General features: G+C 71.8%; 16 protein-coding genes and 1 riboswitch. Of the genes, 5 read left to right on the forward strand and 11 right to left on the reverse strand.

Going from position 1 to position 20,065, the window contains the following annotated elements:
- Window positions 1-39 precede the first annotated feature (39 nt).
- The gene (locus ACIQFX_RS34975; protein ID WP_024754966.1) at window positions 40-321 is read left to right on the forward strand and encodes an HPr family phosphocarrier protein; all 282 of its coding nucleotides are present in this window, start codon (window positions 40-42) and stop codon (window positions 319-321) included.
- A gap of 145 nt (window positions 322-466) precedes the next feature.
- Here ACIQFX_RS34975 and ACIQFX_RS34980 read toward each other — a convergent pair whose 3' ends face one another.
- The 4 genes from ACIQFX_RS34980 to ACIQFX_RS34995 form a co-directional block, all read right to left on the reverse strand.
- Window positions 467-1,150, reverse strand: a complete 684-nt coding sequence (locus tag ACIQFX_RS34980; protein ID WP_402471667.1) for a GntR family transcriptional regulator — start codon at window positions 1,148-1,150, stop codon at window positions 467-469.
- A gap of 205 nt (window positions 1,151-1,355) precedes the next feature.
- Window positions 1,356-2,126 carry a M23 family metallopeptidase gene (locus tag ACIQFX_RS34985; RefSeq protein WP_402471669.1) on the reverse strand — a complete coding sequence of 257 codons (771 nt, stop codon included), beginning with the start codon at window positions 2,124-2,126 and terminating at the stop codon, window positions 1,356-1,358.
- 12 nt (window positions 2,127-2,138) lie between these two features.
- Window positions 2,139-2,303, reverse strand: a riboswitch (cyclic di-AMP (ydaO/yuaA leader).
- A gap of 199 nt (window positions 2,304-2,502) precedes the next feature.
- Complete coding sequence (locus ACIQFX_RS34990; protein WP_402471863.1) at window positions 2,503-3,870, reverse strand: M16 family metallopeptidase; 1,368 nt, start codon at window positions 3,868-3,870, stop codon at window positions 2,503-2,505.
- Window positions 3,871-3,896: 26 nt separating this feature from the next.
- A complete protein-coding gene (locus ACIQFX_RS34995) occupies window positions 3,897-5,246 on the reverse strand; it encodes a M16 family metallopeptidase (RefSeq protein WP_402471672.1) in 1,350 nt (449 codons plus the stop codon).
- Between the two features lie 181 nt (window positions 5,247-5,427).
- Between ACIQFX_RS34995 and ACIQFX_RS35000 the strand changes: the two genes are divergently transcribed.
- Complete coding sequence (locus ACIQFX_RS35000) at window positions 5,428-7,887, forward strand: DNA topoisomerase (ATP-hydrolyzing) subunit A (RefSeq protein ID WP_402471675.1); 2,460 nt, start codon at window positions 5,428-5,430, stop codon at window positions 7,885-7,887.
- A 129-nt stretch (window positions 7,888-8,016) separates the two neighbouring features.
- Here the strand turns inward: ACIQFX_RS35000 and ACIQFX_RS35005 are convergent, their stop codons facing one another.
- Window positions 8,017-9,066 (reverse strand): CobW family GTP-binding protein, encoded by a 1,050-nt coding sequence (locus ACIQFX_RS35005; protein WP_402471677.1) that lies wholly within the window; start codon window positions 9,064-9,066, stop codon window positions 8,017-8,019.
- 178 nt (window positions 9,067-9,244) lie between these two features.
- On the opposite strand from ACIQFX_RS35005, the gene ACIQFX_RS35010 reads away from it, so the two are divergent.
- Both ACIQFX_RS35010 and ACIQFX_RS35015 read left to right on the forward strand, forming a co-directional pair.
- Complete coding sequence (locus ACIQFX_RS35010; RefSeq protein WP_402471680.1) at window positions 9,245-11,047, forward strand: ATP-binding protein; 1,803 nt, start codon at window positions 9,245-9,247, stop codon at window positions 11,045-11,047.
- Window positions 11,044-11,733, forward strand: a complete 690-nt coding sequence (locus ACIQFX_RS35015; protein WP_402471682.1) for a response regulator — start codon at window positions 11,044-11,046, stop codon at window positions 11,731-11,733. The genes ACIQFX_RS35010 and ACIQFX_RS35015 overlap by 4 nt, the downstream gene beginning before the upstream one ends.
- 58 nt (window positions 11,734-11,791) lie before the next feature.
- Here the strand turns inward: ACIQFX_RS35015 and ACIQFX_RS35020 are convergent, their stop codons facing one another.
- From ACIQFX_RS35020 to ACIQFX_RS35040, 5 genes are all read right to left on the reverse strand, one after another.
- Entirely contained in the window at window positions 11,792-13,384 is a 1,593-nt protein-coding gene (locus ACIQFX_RS35020; protein ID WP_402471684.1) for a cation acetate symporter, read from the reverse strand.
- Window positions 13,381-13,866: a DUF485 domain-containing protein gene (locus ACIQFX_RS35025; RefSeq protein ID WP_402471686.1), complete on the reverse strand. Its 486-nt coding sequence runs from the start codon at window positions 13,864-13,866 to the stop codon at window positions 13,381-13,383. Before ACIQFX_RS35025 ends, ACIQFX_RS35020 begins: the two co-directional genes overlap by 4 nt.
- A 98-nt stretch (window positions 13,867-13,964) precedes the next feature.
- Window positions 13,965-14,849, reverse strand: a complete 885-nt coding sequence (locus ACIQFX_RS35030; RefSeq protein ID WP_402471865.1) for a response regulator — start codon at window positions 14,847-14,849, stop codon at window positions 13,965-13,967.
- 38 nt (window positions 14,850-14,887) lie between these two features.
- The gene (locus ACIQFX_RS35035) at window positions 14,888-16,102 is read right to left on the reverse strand and encodes a sensor histidine kinase (protein WP_402471688.1); all 1,215 of its coding nucleotides are present in this window, start codon (window positions 16,100-16,102) and stop codon (window positions 14,888-14,890) included.
- Window positions 16,103-16,199: 97 nt separating this feature from the next.
- The gene (locus ACIQFX_RS35040; protein ID WP_402471691.1) at window positions 16,200-18,317 is read right to left on the reverse strand and encodes a type IIA DNA topoisomerase subunit B; all 2,118 of its coding nucleotides are present in this window, start codon (window positions 18,315-18,317) and stop codon (window positions 16,200-16,202) included.
- A gap of 434 nt (window positions 18,318-18,751) precedes the next feature.
- Here ACIQFX_RS35040 and ACIQFX_RS35045 point away from each other — a divergent pair, with 434 nt between their 5' ends.
- Complete coding sequence (locus tag ACIQFX_RS35045) at window positions 18,752-18,985, forward strand: hypothetical protein (protein ID WP_017237643.1); 234 nt, start codon at window positions 18,752-18,754, stop codon at window positions 18,983-18,985.
- Between the two features lie 147 nt (window positions 18,986-19,132).
- Here ACIQFX_RS35045 and ACIQFX_RS35050 read toward each other — a convergent pair whose 3' ends face one another.
- Window positions 19,133-19,951, reverse strand: a complete 819-nt coding sequence (locus ACIQFX_RS35050) for a S1 family serine peptidase (RefSeq protein ID WP_402471694.1) — start codon at window positions 19,949-19,951, stop codon at window positions 19,133-19,135.
- Between the last annotated feature and the right edge of the window lie 114 nt (window positions 19,952-20,065).

Genomic DNA, 20,065 nt, shown 5'->3' on the forward strand with positions numbered 1-20,065 from the left:
TGGTCTAGACAACCCGCTTGAGACCCGAAGGGCAACACCATGGCTGAGCGCCGCGTCAACGTCGGCTGGGCCGAGGGCCTGCACGCCCGCCCCGCGTCCATCTTCGTCCGTGCCGCCACGGCTTCCGGCGTGCCGGTGACGATCGCCAAGTCCGACGGCACCCCGGTGAACGCCGCTTCCATGCTCGCGGTGCTCGGCCTGGGTGCGCAGGGCGGCGAGGAGATCGTCCTCGCGTCGGAGGCCGACGGCGCCGAGGTCGCGCTCGACCGTCTCGCGAAGCTGGTCGCCGAGGGTCTGGACGAGCTCCCCGAGACCGTCTGATCCGGTCCCCGCTCGACGAATGCACGACGAATGGCCGTGGCCGCCGAATTCCGGCGGCCACGGCCATTCGCATTATCCCGGTCACTTTTCCGGGCAGCACGAATAACGCCGTGCGAATACTTCTTCTTTGTATACGGTGCGCACGTTAATTCCGGGCGCTCGCCGTGTTGACTGCATGTTGCGAAACCCTCACACGGCCCCGATCCGGCCTTTTGAGCCGGTGCAGCGACAGGGAGCGTTCGGCGTGCAGCACGGTCAGCGCCCTGGCCCGCTCGGCATCGCCGCGCGCCACCGCGTCGACGATGGCACCGTGCTCGGCCCAGGCCTCCACCGGCTGGGCGGGCGTGTCCACCGCGTACATCCAGGCGATCTTGTGCCGGAGCTGGGTGAGCAGCGCCGTCAGGGCCGGACTGCCGGAGGCCTGCGCGAGCGTCTCGTGGAACCAGCCGCCGAGCGAGCGCAGATCCTCGCCCTGGCCGCGCCTGGCGCGCTCCTGACCCAGTCTGACCAGGCCCCGCAGCACCTTGAGGTGGGCGTCGGTGCGCCGCTGCGCGGCCCGCGCGGCCCCCAGCGGTTCGAGCAGCGACCGCATGTCGAGCAGGTCGGCCGCCTCCTGCTCGGTGGGCTCGGCGACGTGCGCCCCCGCATGCCGGCGGGTGACGACGAAGCCTTCGGACTCCAGCGTGCGCAGGGCCTCGCGGACCGGGACGCGCGAGACCCCGTACCGGCGGGCGAGTTGTTCCTCGGTCAGCCGGCCGCCGCGCTCGTAGACGCCGGAGACGATGTCGTCCCTGATCGCCGTGCATACCGAATGCGCGGGAATGCGCATGTCCGACCTCCGCCTTGGTCCGCGCGAGACAATTCGAGCGGCGCCTGTTCTGCGCCTGATCATCGACTCTATTGCAGCGCGCCGGGATTTCCGATGCCCCGGCGGAATCCATGGCATTGTTCCACTGCCCCGCGAGCAGCGAAAAGCCCCGGCTCAGTACGAGCCGGGGCTTTTGCGACGCGGTGCGGAACCGGGCCGGGCGGGGTCAGACGTGGACGCCGCGGGCGCGGAGGTACGCGATCGGGCTGATGTCGGAGCCGTAGTCGGCGCCCGTGCGCGCCTCGAAGTGGAGGTGCGGTCCGGTCGAGTTGCCGGTCGAGCCGGAGATGCCTATCTGCTGACCGGGCTCGACGGTCTGGCCGACGTGGACCCCGATGGAGGAGAGGTGCCCGTACTGCGTGTACGTGCCGTCGTTCATCCGGATCACGATGTTGTTGCCGTACGCGCCGCCCCAGCCGGCCTCGACGACGGTGCCGGAGCCGACGGAGACGACCCTGCTGCCGTAGGCGGCGTGGAAGTCGACGCCGGAGTGGCTGCCCGAGGACCAGAGCGAACCACCGGTCTTGTAGCCGGTGGAGACGTACGAGCCGGCGACGGGGAGCTGGAAGGAGGCCAGACGGCGGCGCTCGGCCTCGCGGGCGGCGCGCTCGCGCTCCTCGCGGATCTCCTTGGCGCGGGCCTCGGCCTTGCGCTTCGCCTCGGCCTTGGCCTTCGCCAGGGCGAGGGCCTCGACGGCCTCCTGCTCCTGGGCGGCGGCCTGGGCGTCGATCCGGTCGACGAGGGAGTCCTCGGTGATGACCTGGGTGAGGCCGGTGTCCTCGGCGGAGCGGTTGTCCGTGTCGGCGGCGAGCGCCGGGGAGGCGAGGGTTCCGATGACGCCGGTGGTGGCGAGCGTCGCGACGCCGGCGATGCCCACGCTGCGGCGCGCCATCCGGCTCGGACCACGATGCTTCCCGGTGGCACGGGTGAACGCCATGTAGTGGCTGATCCTTTCCTTCCTTCTCGCCTACCGGGTTAGCTGACGGGTTCGGAGCAGGAAGGTCTCCTACGAACCCCTCCGTACGGGACGAAGGCGTCCGATTCACCCCAGGGACTCATGTGGGTCCCCGGCTCCCCAGGCTCGCGCCTGACGGGGACTCGGCGATGACTGTCCGATGCCGCGGCTGCGGCACGTGCAACTGACGAACAGCCGCACCGACGCTATGCGGATCGTCTTTCAATCACCAACCAGACACGCTTTTTGTAAGACTTGCCACAGGGCAAAGAGTTACCCTTGCGCCCAATACGGACATAACGGAGGACCCCGGCGAACCTGCCGCCGGGGCCCTCCCGTTGTCACACCGGAACCGGAATCAGCCGGTCACGACGGTCACTTCACCGATGCCGAGCGCCCGCACGGGCTCCGCGATCTGCGCCGCGTCGCCCACCAGCACCGTGACGAGCCGGTCCACGGGGAAGGCGCTGACCACGGCAGCGGTCGCCTCCACCGTGCCGGTCTCGGCCAGGCGCGCGTACAACTGGGCCTGGAAGTCGTCCGGAAGGTGCTGCTCGACCTGGTCGGCGAGCGTCCCGGCGACGGAGGCGGCCGTCTCGTACTTCAGCGGCGCGACCCCCACCAGGTTCTGCACGGCGGTCTCCCGCTCGGCGTCGGTGAGCCCCTCGGCGGCGAGGGTGCGCAGCACCTGCCACAGGTCCTCCAGGGCCGGACCGGTGTTGGGGGTGTCGACGGAGCCGCTGATGCCGAGCATCGAGGCGCCGTTGCCCTCGGCGTCCGAGCGGAGCACCTGCCCGAAGGCCCGCACGCCGTACGTGTAGCCCTTCTCCTCGCGCAGGACCCGGTCGAGCCGCGAGGTCAGGGTGCCGCCGAGGCAGTACGTGCCGAGGACCTGGGCCGACCACACGCGGTCGTGCCGGTCGGGGCCGATCCGGCCGATGAGCAGCTGGGTCTGCACGGCGCCCGGGCGGTCCACGATGACGACCCGCCCGGCGTCGTCGGCGGTGATCGGCGGCATCGGGAGCGGCTCGGCCGGCTCACCGGTCCAGGCGCCCAGCGTGTCCGCGAGGACCTTGTCGAGGTCGACGCCCGTCAGGTCGCCGACGACCACCGCCGTGGCCGTGCCGGGCCGGACGTACGCGTCGTAGAAGGCGCGGACGGCCGGGGCGTCGATCGCGGCGACGGTCTCCTCGGTGCCCTGGCGCGGCCGGGACATCCGGGACTCGGCCGGGAACAGCTCCTTGGAGAGCTGCTTGGCGGCGCGGCGGGCCGGGTTCGCCGTCTCGTGCGGGATCTCGTCGAGACGGTTGCGCACCAGGCGCTCGATCTCGGTTTCCAGGAACGCCGGGGCGATCAGGGCCTCGGAGAGCAGCCCGAGCGCCTTGGGCAGCCGGGAGACGGGGACCTCCAGGGAGACCCGTACGCCCGGGTGGTCGGCGTGCGCGTCGAGCGTCGCGCCGCAGCGCTCCAGCTCGGCCGCGAACTCCTCGGCGCTGTGCTGGTCGGTGCCCTCGGAGAGCGCGCGGGCCATGATCGTGGCGACGCCGTCGAGACCGGCGGGCTCCGCGTCCAGCGGGGCCGGCAGGAAGATCTCCACGGCCACGACCTGCTGGCCGGGGCGGTGGCAGGTCAGCAGCGTCAGGCCGTTGTCCAGCTTCCCGCGGTCCGGGGCCGGGAAGGCCCAGGGCTTCGCGTCGCCCGGCTGGGGCTGCGGGTGGAAGTCCATGCTCGTCAAAGACGCGGCAGCGTCGGTCACTGGTCCGCTCCCTCTTCGTCGTCGCCGTTGTCGCTCTGCTCGGTCGCCAGGGGCTCGTAGACCAGCACCGCGCGGTTGTCGGGGCGCAGCTTGGCCGCGGCGACCGCCCGCACCTCCTCGGCGGTGACGTCCAGGACGCGGTCCACGGCGGTCAGGGCGAGCTGCGGGTCGCCGAACAGCACGGCGAACCGGCACAGTTCGTCGGCGCGGCCCGCGACGGTGCCGAGCCGGTCGAGCCACTCGCGCTCCAACTGGGCCTGCGCGCGCTCCATCTCCTCCGGCGTGGGGCCCTCGGCGGCGAACCGGGCGAGCTCCTCGTCGACGGCCGCCTCGATCTGCGGGACCTCGACGCCTCCGGAGGTCTTCACGTCCAGCCAGCCCAGCGAGGGCGCGCCGGCGAGCCGCAGCAGGCCGAAGCCGGCGGCGACGGCCGTGCGGTCGCGGCGGACCAGCCGGTTGTGCAGCCGGGACGACTCGCCACCGCCCAGGACGGTCAGGGCCAGGTCGGCGGCGTCGCACGCGCGCGTGCCGTCGTGCGGCAGCCGGTAGGCGGCCATCAGCGCGCGGGCCGGGACCTCCTCCTCGACGACCTCGCGCAGCTGCTCGCCGATGACCTCGGGCAGCGAGCCGTCGCGCGGGGGCAGTTTGCCGTCGTGCTGCGGGATGGAGCCGAAGTACTTCTCGATCCAGGCGAGGGTCTGCACCGGGTCGATGTCGCCGACGACGGACAGCACCGCGTTGTTCGGCGCGTAGTACGTACGGAAGAAGTTCCGCGCGTCCTCCAGCGTCGCCGCGTCCAGGTCGGCCATGGAGCCGATCGGCGTGTGGTGGTACGGGTGGCCCTCCGGGTAGGCGAGGGCGGTGAGCTTCTCGAACGCGGTGCCGTACGGCACGTTGTCGTAGCGCTGGCGGCGCTCGTTCTTGACGACGTCCCGCTGGTTCTCCATGGACTCGTCGTCCAGGGCGGCCAGCAGCGAGCCCATGCGGTCGGCCTCCAGCCAGAGGGCGAGCTCCAGCTGGTGCGTGGGCATGGTCTCGAAGTAGTTGGTGCGCTCGAAGCTCGTCGTGCCGTTGAGCGAGCCGCCCGCGCCCTGCACCAGCTCGAAGTGGCCGTTCCCCTGGACCTGCTTCGAGCCCTGGAACATCAGGTGCTCGAAGAGGTGGGCGAGGCCCGTGCGGCCCTCGACCTCGTGGCGCGAGCCGACGTCGTACCAGAGGCAGACCGCGGCGACCGGGGTCAGGTGGTCCTCCGAGAGCACCACACGCAGGCCGTTCGCCAACCGGTGCTCGGTCGCTGTCAGGCCGCCGGAGCCGGCCTCGGCCGTGGCCGTGTGACCCATGGGCATGTACGTCCCTTCGATCGCGATGTGAAAAAGTCCTGCCACTGTATGCAAGCGCGCCGACACCTCGCGAAGTTCCCGTCGGGTCCCGATGTCCCTCTTCCGGGTCGCGGTCGGCGTTGTCGGTGGCACGGTCCACAATGGTCCGCGTCAGATCAACCTTGTTGGTGAAGGAGCCGCAGCCGCGATGGCCCGCCGCAGCACGAAGACACCGCCGCCGGACGACGCGTTCGAGGAGCGAATCCTCGACATCGACGTCGTCGACGAGATGCAGGGCTCCTTCCTCGAGTACGCGTACTCGGTGATCTACTCGCGCGCCCTCCCCGACGCCCGCGACGGCATGAAGCCCGTCCAGCGCCGCATCGTCTACCAGATGGGCGAGATGGGGCTCCGCCCCGACCGCGGGTTCGTCAAGTGCGCCCGCGTCGTCGGCGAGGTGATGGGCAAGCTGCACCCGCACGGCGACGCCTCGATCTACGACGCCATGGTCCGCATGGCGCAGCCCTTCTCGATGCGGCTGCCCCTCGTCGACGGCCACGGCAACTTCGGCTCCCTCGGCAACGACGACCCGCCGGCCGCCATGCGGTACACCGAGTCGCGGATGGCCCCGGCCGCGCTGCTCATGACCGAGTCCATCGACGAGGACACGGTCGACTTCGCGCCGAACTACGACGGCCAGGAGCAGGAGCCCGTCGCGCTCCCCGCCGCCTACCCGAACCTGCTGGTCAACGGCGCGTCCGGCATCGCGGTCGGCATGGCGACCAACATGCCGCCGCACAACCTCGGCGAGGTCGTCGCGGCCGCCCGCCACCTCATCCGGTACCCCGGCGCCGACCTCGAGACCCTGATGCGGTTCGTGCCCGGCCCCGACCTGCCCACCGGCGGCCGGATCGTCGGCCTCTCCGGCATCAAGGACGCGTACGAGTCGGGCCGCGGCTCCTTCAAGATCCGCGCCACGGCCACCGTGGAGACGGTGACGGCCCGCCGCAAGGGCATCATCGTGACCGAGCTGCCGTTCACGGTCGGCCCCGAGAAGGTCATCTCCAAGATCAAGGACCTGGTCGGCTCCAAGAAGCTCCAGGGCATCGCCGACGTCAAGGACCTCACCGACCGCAGCCACGGCCTGCGGCTCGTCATCGAGATCAAGAACGGCTTCGTGCCGGAGGCGGTCCTCGAGCAGCTGTACAAGCTGACGCCGATGGAGGAGTCCTTCGGCATCAACAACGTGGCGCTGGTCGACGGCCAGCCGCTCACCCTCGGCCTCAAGGAGCTCCTGGAGGTCTACCTCGACCACCGCTTCGAGGTCGTCCGGCGCCGCTCCGAGTTCCGCCGGACCAAGAAGAGCGACCGCCTCCACCTGGTCCTCGGCCTGCTCGTCGCCCTGCTCGACATCGACGAGGTCATCCGCCTCATCCGGGAGAGCGACAACTCCGCGCAGGCCAAGGAGCGCCTGATGGAGCGCTTCTCGCTGAGCGAGATCCAGACCCAGTACATCCTGGACACCCCGCTGCGCCGCCTCACCAGGTTCGACCGGCTGGAGCTGGAGACCGAGCGCGACCGGCTCAACGGCGAGATCGACGAGCTGACCGGCATCCTCGAATCCGACGCGGAGCTGCGCAAGCTCGTCTCCGCGGAGCTGGCCGCCGTCGCCAAGAAGTTCGCCACCGACCGCCGGACCGTCCTGCTCGAGTCCGCCGGCGCGCCCGTCGCCGCCGTGGCCCTGGAGGTCGCGGACGACCCCTGCCGGGTCCTGCTGTCCTCCACCGGCCTGCTGGCCCGTACGGCGACGGCCGAGCTGCCCCCGGTCGACCCGGAGGCCGCGCGGGCCAAGCACGACCTGATCCTGTCCGCGGTGGCGGCCACCCAGCGCGGTGACGTCGGAGCGGTCACCTCGACCGGCCGGCTGCTGCGGATCGCGGTGATCGACCTGCCGCAGCTCCCGGACACCGCCAACGCCCCGAACCTGGCGGGCGGCGCGCCGCTGTCCGAGTTCCTCACCCTGGAGGCGGACGAGACGGTGGTCTGCCTGACCACGCTCGACGAGTCCTCGCCGGGCCTGGCCCTCGGCACGCTGCAGGGCGTCGTGAAGCGCGTGGTCCCGGACTACCCGGCGAACAAGGACGAGCTGGAGGTCATCACCCTCAAGGACGGTGACCGGATCGTCGGCGCGACCGAGCTGCGCACGGGCGAGGAGGACCTGGTCTTCATCACCTCCGACGCCCAGCTGCTCCGCTACCAGGCCTCGCAGGTACGGCCGCAGGGCCGTCCGGCCGGCGGCATGGCGGGCATCAAGCTGACCACAGGCGCCGAGGTGCTCTCGTTCACGGCGGTCGACCCGGCGGCGGACGCCGTCGTCTTCACCGTCGCGGGCTCCACGGGCACCCTCGACTCCTCGGCGGGCACGTCCGCGAAGCTGACCCCGTTCGACCAGTACCCGCGCAAGGGCCGCGCGACCGGCGGCGTCCGCTGCCAGCGCTTCCTGAAGGGCGAGGACGTGCTGACCCTGGCCTGGGCCGGCGCCACTCCGGCCCGCGCCGCGCAGAAGAGCGGCGCCCCGGTGCCGCTCCCGGAGGCCGACCCCCGCCGCGACGGCTCGGGGACCCCGCTCCCCCAGCCGGTCGACGTGGTGGCGGGCCCGGCGAACTAGGAACGGTTCCGTCGGTCGGGCCGGAGTTCCGGCCCGACCGGCAGGGCGCCCACGGGCCCGGCATGACCGGCGAGACGCCCCCCGGGGGGTGTCCTGTCGATCAGCCCGGCCCGATCGGCAAGGCGCTCCCTAGGAGTCTTCGGGCTCCTCCTCCGTGTGCCGCACGTACCGCAGGACGCCCCACATCGCGTGTTCGTCGGGGGCGTCCTGCGGGCCGTTCAGCTCGCAGGACGCGAGGTCCTTGCGCAGGCCGGCCGCGTCGACACCGGAGCCGATCAGGACGAGCTGGGTGAGTCGCTCCTCGCCCTCGGGCCACGGCTCGGGATGGAAGCGCAGGAAGCGTCCGACGGCGTGCACGGTGTAGCGGTTGGCCGGGTCGGCGGCGCCGAAGTCGACGAACCCCTTGATCCGGTAGAGGCCCTCGGGCCGGGCGTCCAGGAAGGCCATGAGCCGGCGGGGGTGGAGCGGGGTCGAGGCCGCCAGGGAGACCGTGTCGTAGGCGGCGTGCGGGTGGGCGTGCGCGTCGTCGTCGCCGTACAGGATGTCCTCGATGGACATCTGCCCCTCGATCTCCCCCTCGGGGGCCACCCGGTCGAAGAGCAGTTCCGGATCGATCCTCCCGTGCCGGGCGTCGACCACCACGGCCTTGCCCGCGAGGCCGCGCACCGTCTCGTGGACGGCTCGCAACTCGTCCTCGGAGACCCGGTCGGCCTTGTTGACCACGACGAGGTCGGCGATCGGCAGGTGCCGGTCGGTCTCGGGGTGCCGCTGCCGGGTGGCGGAGAACTCGGCGGCGTCGACCACCTGGACGAGGCCGCCGTACACGATCCGCTCGTTCTCGCTGGCGAGCACCATCCGCACCAGCTCCTGCGGCTCGGCGAGGCCGCTCGCCTCGATGACGATCACGTCGAGTCGCGACGAGGGCCGGGCCAGGACCTCCAGGTACTCGTCGAGCTCGCTCGCGTCCACGGCACAGCACAGGCACCCGTTGCCCAGCGAGACGGTGGAGCCGACCTGCCCGGCGACGCTCATCGCGTCGATGCCGATGTCGCCGAAGTCGTTGACCATGACGCCGATACGGGTGCCCCGGGCGCTGCGCAGCACATGGTTCAGGAGCGTGGTCTTCCCGGCCCCGAGAAACCCGGCGAGAACGACGACGGGGATCTGCTGCGTGGTCAAGGGACGTGCCTCCGGTTCCTTCGTGCCCCACGGCCGTGGGAAGCCCCCAGGATAGGCAGCCCTGAGTGCGGCACACCGGGGACGCGTCGGAGCCCGCACCAGGTGCTCCGCACCCTCCGGGTGTCCGTCGCGGTTCCGTGTTTCCGGTCGCGGGGCGGGGCGCCGTACCGTTTCCGGCATGAGCCCCGCACAGACCAGCCCCTCGCGCCCCCGCGCGCGCCGACGGCGGATCGGGTGGCCGCAGCGGGTGTTCTCGCAGGTCCTGCTGATGCAGCTGGCCATCGCGACCGGTGTGACCGTCCTCGCCACGGGGCTCTTCCTCGCTCCGCTCAGCGCCCAGCTCGACGACCAGGCCATGCGGCGGGCCCTGGCCATCGCGGACTCCGCGGCGTCCCCCCGGCTCGCCGCGGACCTGACCGGAACCCCTCCGTCCGCGCGGGGCCCCGTGCAGACGGAGGCCGAGCGGATCCGGACCGCGACGGGCGCCGAGTACGTCGTGGTCATGGACACCCGCGGGGTGCGCTGGTCGCACACCGACCCCGCCCAGATCGGCAGGCTCGTCTCCACCGACCCGAGCAGCGTCCTCGCCGGGCACGAGGTCATGGAGATCGACGACGGCACCCTGGGCCGCTCGGCGCGCGGCAAGGTGCCGCTGCGGGACGCGGACGGCCGGATCGTCGGCGCGGTGTCGGTCGGCATCGAGTACGAAAGCGTCCGGGACCGGCTCCTCGCCGCCATCCCCGGCCTCCTCGCCTATGCCGGCGGGGCGCTCGCGGCCGGCGCCCTGGCCGCGTACCTGATCTCCCGGCGCCTCCAGCGACAGACCCACGACCTGGCCTTCTCCGACATCTCGGCGCTGCTCGCCGAACGCGAGGCCATGCTGCACGGCATCCGCGAAGGCGTCGTCGCCCTGGACCGCAACGGCTCCGTACGCCTGATGAACGACGAGGCCCAGCGCCTCCTCGGCCTCGGCCCCGAGGCGGCGGGCCGGCCGCTCGACGAGGTCCTCGGCACCGGCCGCACCGCGGACGTCCTGGCGGGCCGGGTCACCGGCGACGACCTCGTGACCGTCCGGGGCCACCGGGTGCTGATCGCCAACCGGATGCCGACGGACGACGGCGGCGCCGTGGCCACCCTGCGCGACCGCACCGAACTGGAACACCTCGGACGCGAGCTGGACTCGACGCGCGGTCTGATCGACGCCCTCCGCGCGCAGGACCACGAGCACGCCAACCGGCTCCACACCCTCCTCGGCCTCCTGGAACTGGAGATGCACGACGAGGCGGTCGAGTTCGTCACCGAGGTCGTCGGTGTCCACCGGGCCACCGCCGAACAGGTCACCGAGAAGGTCCACGACCCCCTCCTCGCGGCCCTCCTCGTCGGCAAGGCCACCGTCGCCGCCGAGCGCGGGGTCTCGCTGCGCCTGGCTCCCGACTCGCTGCTCCCGGACCGGCTCGTCGACCCCCGCGAACTGGTCACCGTCGTCGGCAACCTCGTCGACAACGCCCTGGACGCCGTCGCCGGCACCCCGGGCGCCCGAATCGTCGTCGCCTTCCGCGCCGAGGGCCGGACGGTCGTGCTGCGGGTCTCGGACAGCGGCCCCGGAGTCCCCGAGGAGCGCCGCGAGCTGATCTTCACCGAGGGCTGGACGACGAAGGCGCTCCCGTCGCACGGGAAGCGCGGCCTCGGCCTCGCCCTCGTGCGCCGCCTCGCCGAGCGCCGCGGCGGCACCGCCACGGTGGCCGCCGGCCCCGACGGGGGCGCCGCCTTCACCGTCCTCCTCCCGGACGCCCTGACCGACCCGGAACCCACCGCGCCCGAGCCTGCCCTGCCGGAGGAGGTCTTGTCCGAGTCGGTCCTGAGCGAGCCGAACCTGCCTGAGGCGGCCTTGTCGGGGGCGGCCCTGTCCGAGGGAGAGCGGTCCGGGGACGGGACCGGGGCCGGACCGTCCGTGCCGGAGAGCGCCGAGGAGGCGCGATGATCGACGTGCTCGTGGTGGACGACGACGTCCGGGTCGCGCGGATCAACGCCGCCTACGTCGCCAAGATGCCGGGGTTCCGGGTGGTCGCCACCGCGCACTCGACCGCCGAGGCGCTCGCGGCCCTCGACGGGCGGCCGGTGGACCTGGTCCTCCTGGACCACTACCTGCCCGACGAGAACGGTCTCGCGGCCGTACGGGAGCTCCGCGCGCGCGGCCACCAGTGCGACGTGATCATGGTGACGGCCGCCAGGGACGTGGCGACCGTGCAGGCCGCGATGCGGCACGGGGCCCTCCAGTACCTGGTGAAGCCGTTCAACTTCGCCGGACTGCGGGCGAAGCTGGAGGCCTACGCGACCCTGCGCCGCACCCTGGAGAGCGGGGGCGAGGCCGAACAGGCCGAGGTGGACCGGATCTTCGGCGTCCTCGCGGCCGGTTCCGTCGCCCCCGACCTGCCCAAGGGGCACTCCCCGACGACGGCCGAGCTGGTCCGGCAGGTCCTGCTCGCCGCCGACGGACCGCTCTCCGCGCAGGAGATCGCCGAGCGGGCCGGCGTCAGCCGACAGACCGCCCAGCGCTACCTCAAGCTCCTCGAACGCACCGGCCGGGTGCGCCTCTCGCTCCGGTACGGCGAGACCGGCCGCCCCGAGCACCGGTACGCCTGGACGCCCTCACCGCCCGCCGCCTGAGCGGCGGTCCGGAAACGGTCGGACGGCGCCCGCCGCCTGAGCAGCGGTCCGAGATCGGTCAGACGGCGCCCGCGCCGGTCAGCGCCCGGACCTCGGTCTCGGCGTGGCGCGCCTCGTCGGGAGGCTCGGACGACGTGACCGTGCCGATCCAGCCCGCGAGGAAGCCCAGCGGAATGGAGACCACACCCGGGTTCTGCAGCGGGAACAGGTGGAAGTCGACGCCGGGGAACAGCGCCTCGGGGTTGCCGGAGACCACCGGCGAGACCAGCACGAGCAGCACCGCGGGAACCAGACCGCCGTACACGGACCAGACCGCGCCCCGCGTGGTGAACTTCCGCCAGAACAGGGTGTACAGCAGGACCGGCAGATTCGCGGAGGCCGCGACCGCGAAGGCCAGACCGACGAGGAACGCCACGTTGAGATCACGGGCGAGCAGCCCGAGTCCGATGGCGGCCGCGCCGATCACCGCGGCGGCGACCCGGGCCACGGTCACCTCGCTGTACTGCTTCGTGTGCCGTCGGCGCAGCGAGCTGTACAGGTCATGGGCGACGGAGGCCGAGGAAGCGAGCGTGATCCCCGCGACGACGGCGAGGATGGTCGCGAAGGCGACGGCGGCGACGATCGCGAAGAGCACCGTGCCGCCGGTGGAGCCCGCTCCCCCGCCGAGGTCGAGGGCCAGCAGCGGCACGGCGGTGTTCCCCGAGGCGTTCGAGGCGCGGACCTCGTCCGGGCCGATCAGGGCGGCCGCCCCGAAGCCGAGCACGATGGTCATCAGGTAGAAGCTGCCGATGAGCCCGATGGACCACACGACGGAGCGGCGGGCGGCGCGGGCGGTCGGCACGGTGTAGAAGCGCGACAGGATGTGCGGCAGTCCCGCGGTGCCGAGGACCAGGGCGATGCCGAGGCTGATGAAGTCGAGCCGGGACGTCCAGTCCCCGCCGTAGCGGAGTCCGGGGGCGAGGAAGTCCGTTCCGTGGCCGCTGCGTAGAGCCGCGGTGGACAGCAGGCTGTTCACGTCACCGTGGAACCGGAACAGCACGAGGACGGTGAGCGCGACCGTGCCCGCCATGAGCAGCACCGCTTTGACGATCTGGATCCAGGTGGTGGCCCGCATGCCGCCGAGCGACACGTAGATCACCATCAGCGCGCCCACTCCGATGACCGTCCACGACCGGGCCGCCTCACCGGTGCCGCCGAGCAGCAGGGCGACCAGGCTCCCGGCCCCCACCATCTGCGCCACGAGGTAGAGCACGGAGACCGCCACCGAGGACGTCCCGGCGGCGATGCGCACCGGCCGCTCGGCCATCCGCGCGGCGACGACGTCGGCGAGCGTGAACCGACCGCAGTTGCGGACCAGTTCGGCGACCAGCAGGAGCACGACCAACCAGGCCACGAGGAAGCCCACGGAGTACAGCATGCCGTCGTAGCCGTAGAGCGCGATCAGCCCGGAGATGCCGAGGAACGAGGCTGCGGACATGTAGTCGCCGGCGATGGCGAAGCCGTTCTCCATGGGAGAGAACAGCCGTCCGCCGGCGTAGAACTCCTCTGCCGAACCGTGCCGGTTGCGGCTCACCCAGGTGGTGATTCCGAGGGTGACCGCGATGAAGACGCTGAACAGCACGAGCGCCAGCGTCTGGTGGTGTCCGGTCACCGCTGCGCCGCCCCTCGGGTCATCTCCTGCGTGTCCCAGCGCAGCTCCAGCGCCGCCCGGTCCCTGCGCAGCCGCGCGTGCCGCGTGTAGGCCCAGGTCAGCAGGAAGGTGGTGAGGAACTGTCCGAGCCCCGCGACCATCGCCACGTTCACCGCTCCGGCGACCGGCCGGGCCATGAGCCCGGGTGCGGTCGTCGCCGCCACGACGTAGGCGAGGTACCAGAGGAGGAAGGCGAGGGCCGCTGGGAAGACGAACCGGCGGTAGCGGCTGCGCACTTCCTGGAACGCGGGGCTCCTCTGGACCTCCAGATAGATCTCCGCCGCGCTGTGGACCCGCTGCCCCGGCACCGCGTCGGGGCGGCTGCCGTCGGGCCCCTCGGCGCCCGACCGCTCACCCCACTCGAAACCCGCCGTGTCGTACCAGGGGTCATCGACCGGCATTGCCGGAGCGCCGCGCCCCTCCTGCTCGTCCACCTGCTCCACCGGTCAACTCTCCTTGTCAGCGAACCGTTTCGGCCGCGTGCCCAAGGATGGACAGAGCGGGAAGATCCCGGACTCTTCTGCCCTCTCACTTCACCCCATCAGGTGACTCTTCTCCCAGGTGCCCTGACCACACCGTGCTGATATGCGTATCGCACGGCCTGGGCCCGGTCGCGCACCCCTGTCTTGGCGAAGAGATTGTTGATGTGGGTCTTCACCGTCGCCGTGGAGATCCGCAGCCGCCCGGCGATCTCCTGGTTGGACAGCCCGTCCGCGACGAGCACGAGCACCTCCGTCTCCCGTTCTGTCAGACCATCCGCCTCAGGCGCCCCGGCACCACCCGGTCCACCCGAACCACCCGAACCACCCGGTCCACCCGACACCCCGCGCCCCTCCGCCCCCTCCCCGATACGACCGCCGGGAACCACCCCACCCGAGACCGCCCCGCCCGTCCCCCCGAAGCCGGCTGGGCCCGTGGCCCCTGCCACCCCCGCGGCCTCGCCCGTCCCCGCGTGCCCGGCATTCCCCGGCCATCCGCCCGGCGCCGACCGCCCCGAAGGCTCCGACCGCTCCATCAGCTGCTCCAGCAGGCGTCTCTGCACGGACGGCGACAGCCCCGCACGCCCGTCGACGACGTCCCGCAGCGCCCGGACGATCTCCTCCCCGTCGGCGTCCTTGGTCAGATACCCCCGGGCTCCGGCCCGCAGCGCCGGGAACAGCGAGTCATCGTCGGCGTACGTGGTGAGCACGACGACCTCCGTCCCGGGGAACAGCTCACGGATCCTGCGGGTGGCCTCGACCCCGTCGCAGCGGGGCATCCGCAGGTCCATCAGCACCACGTCGGGCTCGTGTGCGGCGGTCAGCGCGACCGCCTCCTCGCCGTCCCGAGCCGATCCGACGACCTCGACCCCCGGCAGCAGTCCGAGCAGCATCACGATCCCTTCGCGGACGATCGCCTGGTCGTCGGCGACGACCACCCGCACCATCCGGTGGCTCTCGGCCGCGCGCGACCCCTCCTGCCCGCTCACGCCGGCACCCGCAGCCGCACGGTGAACCCCGGGCCCTCGGGCCCGGCGTCCAGGCTGCCGCCGAGCAGCTCGGCCCGCTCCCTCATGCCGAGCAGCCCGTATCCGGACCCGGAGGAGCCCAGCCCCTGCCCCGCCCCGGCGCCTCCGGACGCTCTGGGCGGCCCTGAGTCACGTATCTCCAGGGAGATCTCGTGCGTGCCATAGGCGAACCGGATCCGGGTCCGGGCGCCCGGGGCGTGCTTGCGGACATTGGTCAGCGCCTCCTGGGCGACCCGCCGCACCGCCTGCGAGGCCTCCGCGGGCAGGTCCCGGCGCTCGCCGGTGACGGCGACCTCGGCCCGGTCCTCTCGGGCCAGTTCCCGCAGGTAGTCCTCGACGGGCGCCATGTCCCCGCGCAGCGCGGAGAGCGCGTGGCGGGTCTCGGCAAGCCCTTCCCTCGCCATGGAGCGGGCCGAGGTCACGAGCTTGAGGATCTCCGCCCGCTCGGCCCCCGCCTCGATCTGGAGGCGGGCGACCTCCAGGTGGACCATCTGGGCGGACAGGCTGTGGGCGAGCACGTCGTGTATCTCGCGGGCGATCCTGGCCCGCTCGGCGAGCGCCGCCGACGCGGCCTCCGCCTCCCTGGCGAGCCGCTCCTGGGCGAGCAGCCGGAACCCCGCGCCCCGGGCCTCGGCGTCCAGCCGGAGCGAGTAGCCCGCGAGGAGCACGGCGGCCGTGGTGACGGCGGCTCCGAGGATCCCGGTCTCGTCGGCCTCCACGAATCCGGGGACGAGCACGGCCACCGTCGCCAGCCCGGCGGGCAGCGGCAACCGCTGCATCGCCATCACCGAGACGACTATCCACATCACGGTCGCGGCCGTCGGGGCACCGGCGGCATAGGCCCCGAGACCGCAGAGCGCCATCACGCCGAGGAGCCCCAGCGAAGCGGCCGCCCGGTGGTCGAGGGTCGTATGGTGGAAGCCCAGCGCGGCCGCCACGCACAGCCCGAACCCGAGCGGCGGCACCAGCGCGTATCCGCCGGCGAAGGCCCCCGAGGTGTAGCAGCCGCTCAGCACCCAGACGCTCAGGCCCGCCATCATGCTGTAGTCGAGGACCATCCGACCCCGGGGCACTCCGACCCGGGTCAGCGCCTCCCGCGAGGGCCAGCCGCGCCAGGCCCGTGGGCCGCGCCAGGTGCTCTCCGTACGACCTCGGTCGCGCTTGTCTTCCATCACCGTCCCCCTCCGTCGTCTTGATGCTACGGAGAGTCGGCGACCGTGTGATCGGCCCGTGGGTGGAGCGTGTGGCTCCACCCACGGGTGGAGTGGATCAGGCGTCGATGCGCGACCGGTCGAGCGTCGCCGCCGAGCCGGTGATGAACTCCTTGCGGGGCGCCACGTCGTTGCCCATGAGGAGGTCGAAGACCTGCTCCGCCGCGTCCAGGTCGCCGATGTTGATCCGGCGCAGGGTGCGGTGCCGCGGGTCCATCGTGGTCTCCGCCAGCTGGTCGGCGTCCATCTCGCCCAGACCCTTGTAGCGCTGGATGGAGTCCTTGTAGCGGACCCCCTTGCGCTGGAACTCCAGGAGCGTCTGCCGCAGCTCGTTGTCCGAGTACGTGTAGACGTACTTGTCCTGGCCCCTCTTGGGCTGGACGAGCTCGATCCGGTGCAGCGGCGGCACGGCGGCGAAGACCCGGCCCGCCTCGACCATGGGCCGCATGTAGCGCTGGAAGAGCGTGAGCAGCAGGCAGCGGATGTGGGCGCCGTCGACGTCGGCGTCGACGAGGAGGACGATCTTCCCGTACCGGGCCGCGTCGATGTCGAAGGTGCGGCCCGAGCCCGCTCCTATGACCTGGATGATCGCCCCGCACTCGGCGTTCTTGAGCATGTCCGAGACGGACGACTTCTGGACGTTGAGGATCTTGCCTCGGATCGGCAGGAGGGCCTGGAACTCGCTGTTGCGCGCGAGCTTGGCCGTGCCGAGGGCCGAGTCGCCCTCGACGATGAAGAGCTCGCTGCGCTCCACGTCGTCGCTGCGGCAGTCGGCCAGCTTGGCCGGCAGCGAGGAGGATTCGAGCGCGGTCTTCCTGCGCTGCGCCTCCTTGTGCTGCCTGGCCGCGATCCGGGTGCGGGCCGCGGCGACGGCCTTGTCCAGGACGGCCCGGGCCTGCGCCTTGGCGTCCCGCCGGGTGGAGGTGAGGAAGGCCTTGAGCTCCTTGGCGACCACGTTCGCCACGATCCGGCGAGCGGCGGACGTACCGAGGACCTCCTTCGTCTGCCCCTCGAACTGCGGCTCGGCGAGGCGGACCGTGACGACGGCGGTGAGGCCCTCCAGGGCGTCGTCCTTGACGATGTCGTCCTCGGCGACGCGCAGCATCTTCGCCGAGCGCAGCACCTCGTTCACCGTCTTGGTGACGGCCGTCTCGAAACCGGAGACGTGGGTGCCGCCCTTGGGGGTGGCGATGATGTTGACGAAGGACTTGACCGTGGTGTCGTAGCCGGTGCCCCAGCGCAGGGCCACGTCGACGGCGAGCTCACGGGTGACCTCCGTCGGGGTCATGTGGCCGCGCTCGTCGAGGACGGGCACGGTCTCCTTGAAGGTGCCCTGCCCGGTGAGCCGCTGGATGTCGCAGACGGCCTTGTCCTGCGCGAGGTACTCGCAGAACTCGCTGATGCCGCCGTCGAAGCGGAAGGTCTCCTCGCTCTTGCCGATCCCGGCCAGGTCCCGCTCGTCGCGGACGACGATGGTGAGGCCGGGCACGAGGAAGGCGGTCTGCCGGGCGCGCTGGTGGAGCGTCTCCAGGGAGAGCTTGGCGTCCTTGAGGAAGATCTGCCGGTCCGCCCAGTAGCGGACGCGCGTGCCGGTGCGGGTCTTGGGGACGCGCTTGCCCTTGAGCAGGCCGTTGGCCGGGTCGAAGGGGCTGTCGGGGCCCTGCTCGGTGAAGATGCCCGGGACGCCGCGGCGGAAGCTGATCGAGTGCGTGGCGCTGTTGCGGTCGACCTCGACGTCGAGGCGGGCCGACAGCGCGTTGACCACGGAGGCGCCGACGCCGTGCAGACCGCCGGACGCGGCGTACGAACCGCCGCCGAACTTGCCGCCGGCGTGCAGCTTGGTCATGACGACCTCGACGCCGGAGAGTCCGGTCTTCGGCTCGACGTCGACCGGGATGCCGCGGCCGTTGTCGCGGACCTCGACGGAGCCGTCGTCGTGGAGGATGACCTCGATGTGGTCGCAGTAGCCTCCCAGGGCCTCGTCGACCGAGTTGTCGATGATCTCCCAGATGCAGTGCATCAGGCCGCGGCTGTCGGTGGACCCGATGTACATACCGGGGCGCTTGCGGACCGCTTCGAGCCCTTCGAGTACGAGCAGGTGCCGCGCGGTGTAGTTGGAACCGTCACGGTCTGCGGTCAGCAGCGCACTGGACGGCACGGACGTCTCGGCGGTCACGCGGTTCGCTCCTCGCTGAATTTGAAATGTGGCCCAGTGGGGTAAGGCCCGGCGTCGGTCACCGGTTCAGAGGGTACCGATGCCTGGTAGAGCCGTTGCCACACCACCCACTTCGATTCCTCATGCTAGTCCAGGGTCGTATGGATGTTCGATCCCTCGATGGGGTGACGCGAACATCACGTTCCCTTCCAGGCATGAACCATTTAGGCTCCGGGCACGTCCTCATGAACAACCGGCAACCACGCCGGGAGGACGAACCGACACAAGCAACGCGAAATCCGTAGAGCAACGCAATACGGCTCATTCGCCGCCAACCGGCAGCAGACAGCCACCTTGGGAAGAAGTTTCAAGGAAAAGCCACGAGCGGGAACGTTTTCGGCCTGGTTGGATGTTGACCCTGGTACGACAGCTCGTCGAGCTAGAGAAGAGGCGACGTGACTACTGTTCTGACCCCCGCGAGCCCCCTGACGGCCGCTGACCGTTGCGACCGCTGCGGCGCCCAGGCATACCTGCGCGTCGTTCTGACCAGCGGAGGTGACTTGCTCTTCTGCGCCCACCACGGACGCAAGTTCGAGCCGGAACTCAAGAAGATCGCCGTTGAGATACAGGATGAGACGGACCGGCTCACGGATGTGCCGGCCCGCACGCAGGGCGAAGACCACGCCTGACCTCATCCACGACGAGCCCAGGGCCGGTCGCTGACCCCGACCGGACGACGGGCGGCCACCCCCGCGAGGGGGTGGCCGCCCGTTCTCGTACCCGGAAGGAAGCACGACCCTCGGAGCGGGCCCGGGCCCCGGCACGCGAGTTCCGGATCAGAAGCGCGCCGGCAGCACCGCCGAGACCCGCGTGTAGACGCCCGGATTCTCCGCCTGCCCGCAGCCGCTGCCCCAGGACACCAGGCCGACGAGAAGCCCCTTGGCCACGAGCGGACCTCCGCTGTCCCCCTGGCACGCGTCCTTGCCGCCCTGCGGGTCGCCCGCGCACAGCATCGTCTCGCGCTGGTACCGGACGCCGAAGCCGCCCGGGTACGCCCGCTCGCACGACGCGTCGGGGAGCACCTGCACGCGCGCCGTACGCAGCGTGGAGGCGTAAGCGCCGTTGCCGGTCGTGTCACCCCAGCCGTAGACGTCCGCCTCCGTGCCGGGCCCGTACGCCGCGTCTCCCGAGCGGGCGACGCCGATGACGTACGACTGCGGCAGCGCGCTCGCCAGCGTCAGCACCGCGAGGTCCCCCGAGTTGCTCGTCGGGTCGTAGTCGGGGTTCACCCACGTGTCCGAGATCCGGACCTCCTGGCCGCCCTGCCCGCGCAGCGCGGCGCGTCCCGCGATGACGACGAAGTCGCGCACCTCCCACGGCTCGCCGCCGAGCACCTCCCGGCCCAGGCAGTGGGCCGCCGTGAGCACCTTGGTCGGGGCGACCACCACACCCCCGCAGAACTGCCCCGCGCGCGTACCCCCGAACCGGTCACGGCTGGACAGGGCCACCACCCACGGCGCGTCCGTGATCTGAGCCGTGCTGCCACCCACCACGACGCTGTCGGCCGCCGCGGGGGCGGCGGTGGCGACCTGCCCCGCCGCCGCGGCGAGCAAGCCCACCGCACCCGTCAATGCTCGGGCCAAGGAACCACGCATGGAGCCTCCTGACTCTCCGGTGATGTCGGTTCACCCAGCGTCCAGCACAGCTCCGCGCCTTGCACCCCCGCACGCCGGAGGGCCCGGCTCCCCCTCTCGGGGAACCGGGCCCTT

The organism is Streptomyces sp. NPDC093089 (assembly GCF_044754405.1).
Classification (GTDB): Bacteria; Actinomycetota; Actinomycetes; order Streptomycetales; family Streptomycetaceae; genus Streptomyces.

Excerpts from the sequence above, each read along its gene's own strand:
- ACIQFX_RS35050 (WP_402471694.1), bottom strand. The coding sequence starts at position 19,951 with ATGCGTGGTTCCTTGGCCCGAGCATTGACGGGTGCGGTGGGCTTGCTC.
- ACIQFX_RS35035 (WP_402471688.1), bottom strand. The coding sequence starts at position 16,102 with ATGGAAGACAAGCGCGACCGAGGTCGTACGGAGAGCACCTGGCGCGGC.
- ACIQFX_RS35030 (WP_402471865.1), bottom strand. The coding sequence starts at position 14,849 with ATGGTGCGGGTGGTCGTCGCCGACGACCAGGCGATCGTCCGCGAAGGG.
- ACIQFX_RS34980 (WP_402471667.1), bottom strand. The coding sequence starts at position 1,150 with ATGCGCATTCCCGCGCATTCGGTATGCACGGCGATCAGGGACGACATC.
- ACIQFX_RS34975 (WP_024754966.1), top strand. The coding sequence starts at position 40 with ATGGCTGAGCGCCGCGTCAACGTCGGCTGGGCCGAGGGCCTGCACGCC.
- ACIQFX_RS34985 (WP_402471669.1), bottom strand. The coding sequence starts at position 2,126 with ATGGCGTTCACCCGTGCCACCGGGAAGCATCGTGGTCCGAGCCGGATG.
- ACIQFX_RS34995 (WP_402471672.1), bottom strand. The coding sequence starts at position 5,246 with ATGCCCATGGGTCACACGGCCACGGCCGAGGCCGGCTCCGGCGGCCTG.
- ACIQFX_RS35000 (WP_402471675.1), top strand. The coding sequence starts at position 5,428 with ATGGCCCGCCGCAGCACGAAGACACCGCCGCCGGACGACGCGTTCGAG.
- ACIQFX_RS35010 (WP_402471680.1), top strand. The coding sequence starts at position 9,245 with ATGAGCCCCGCACAGACCAGCCCCTCGCGCCCCCGCGCGCGCCGACGG.
- ACIQFX_RS35015 (WP_402471682.1), top strand. The coding sequence starts at position 11,044 with ATGATCGACGTGCTCGTGGTGGACGACGACGTCCGGGTCGCGCGGATC.
- ACIQFX_RS34990 (WP_402471863.1), bottom strand. The coding sequence starts at position 3,870 with ATGGACTTCCACCCGCAGCCCCAGCCGGGCGACGCGAAGCCCTGGGCC.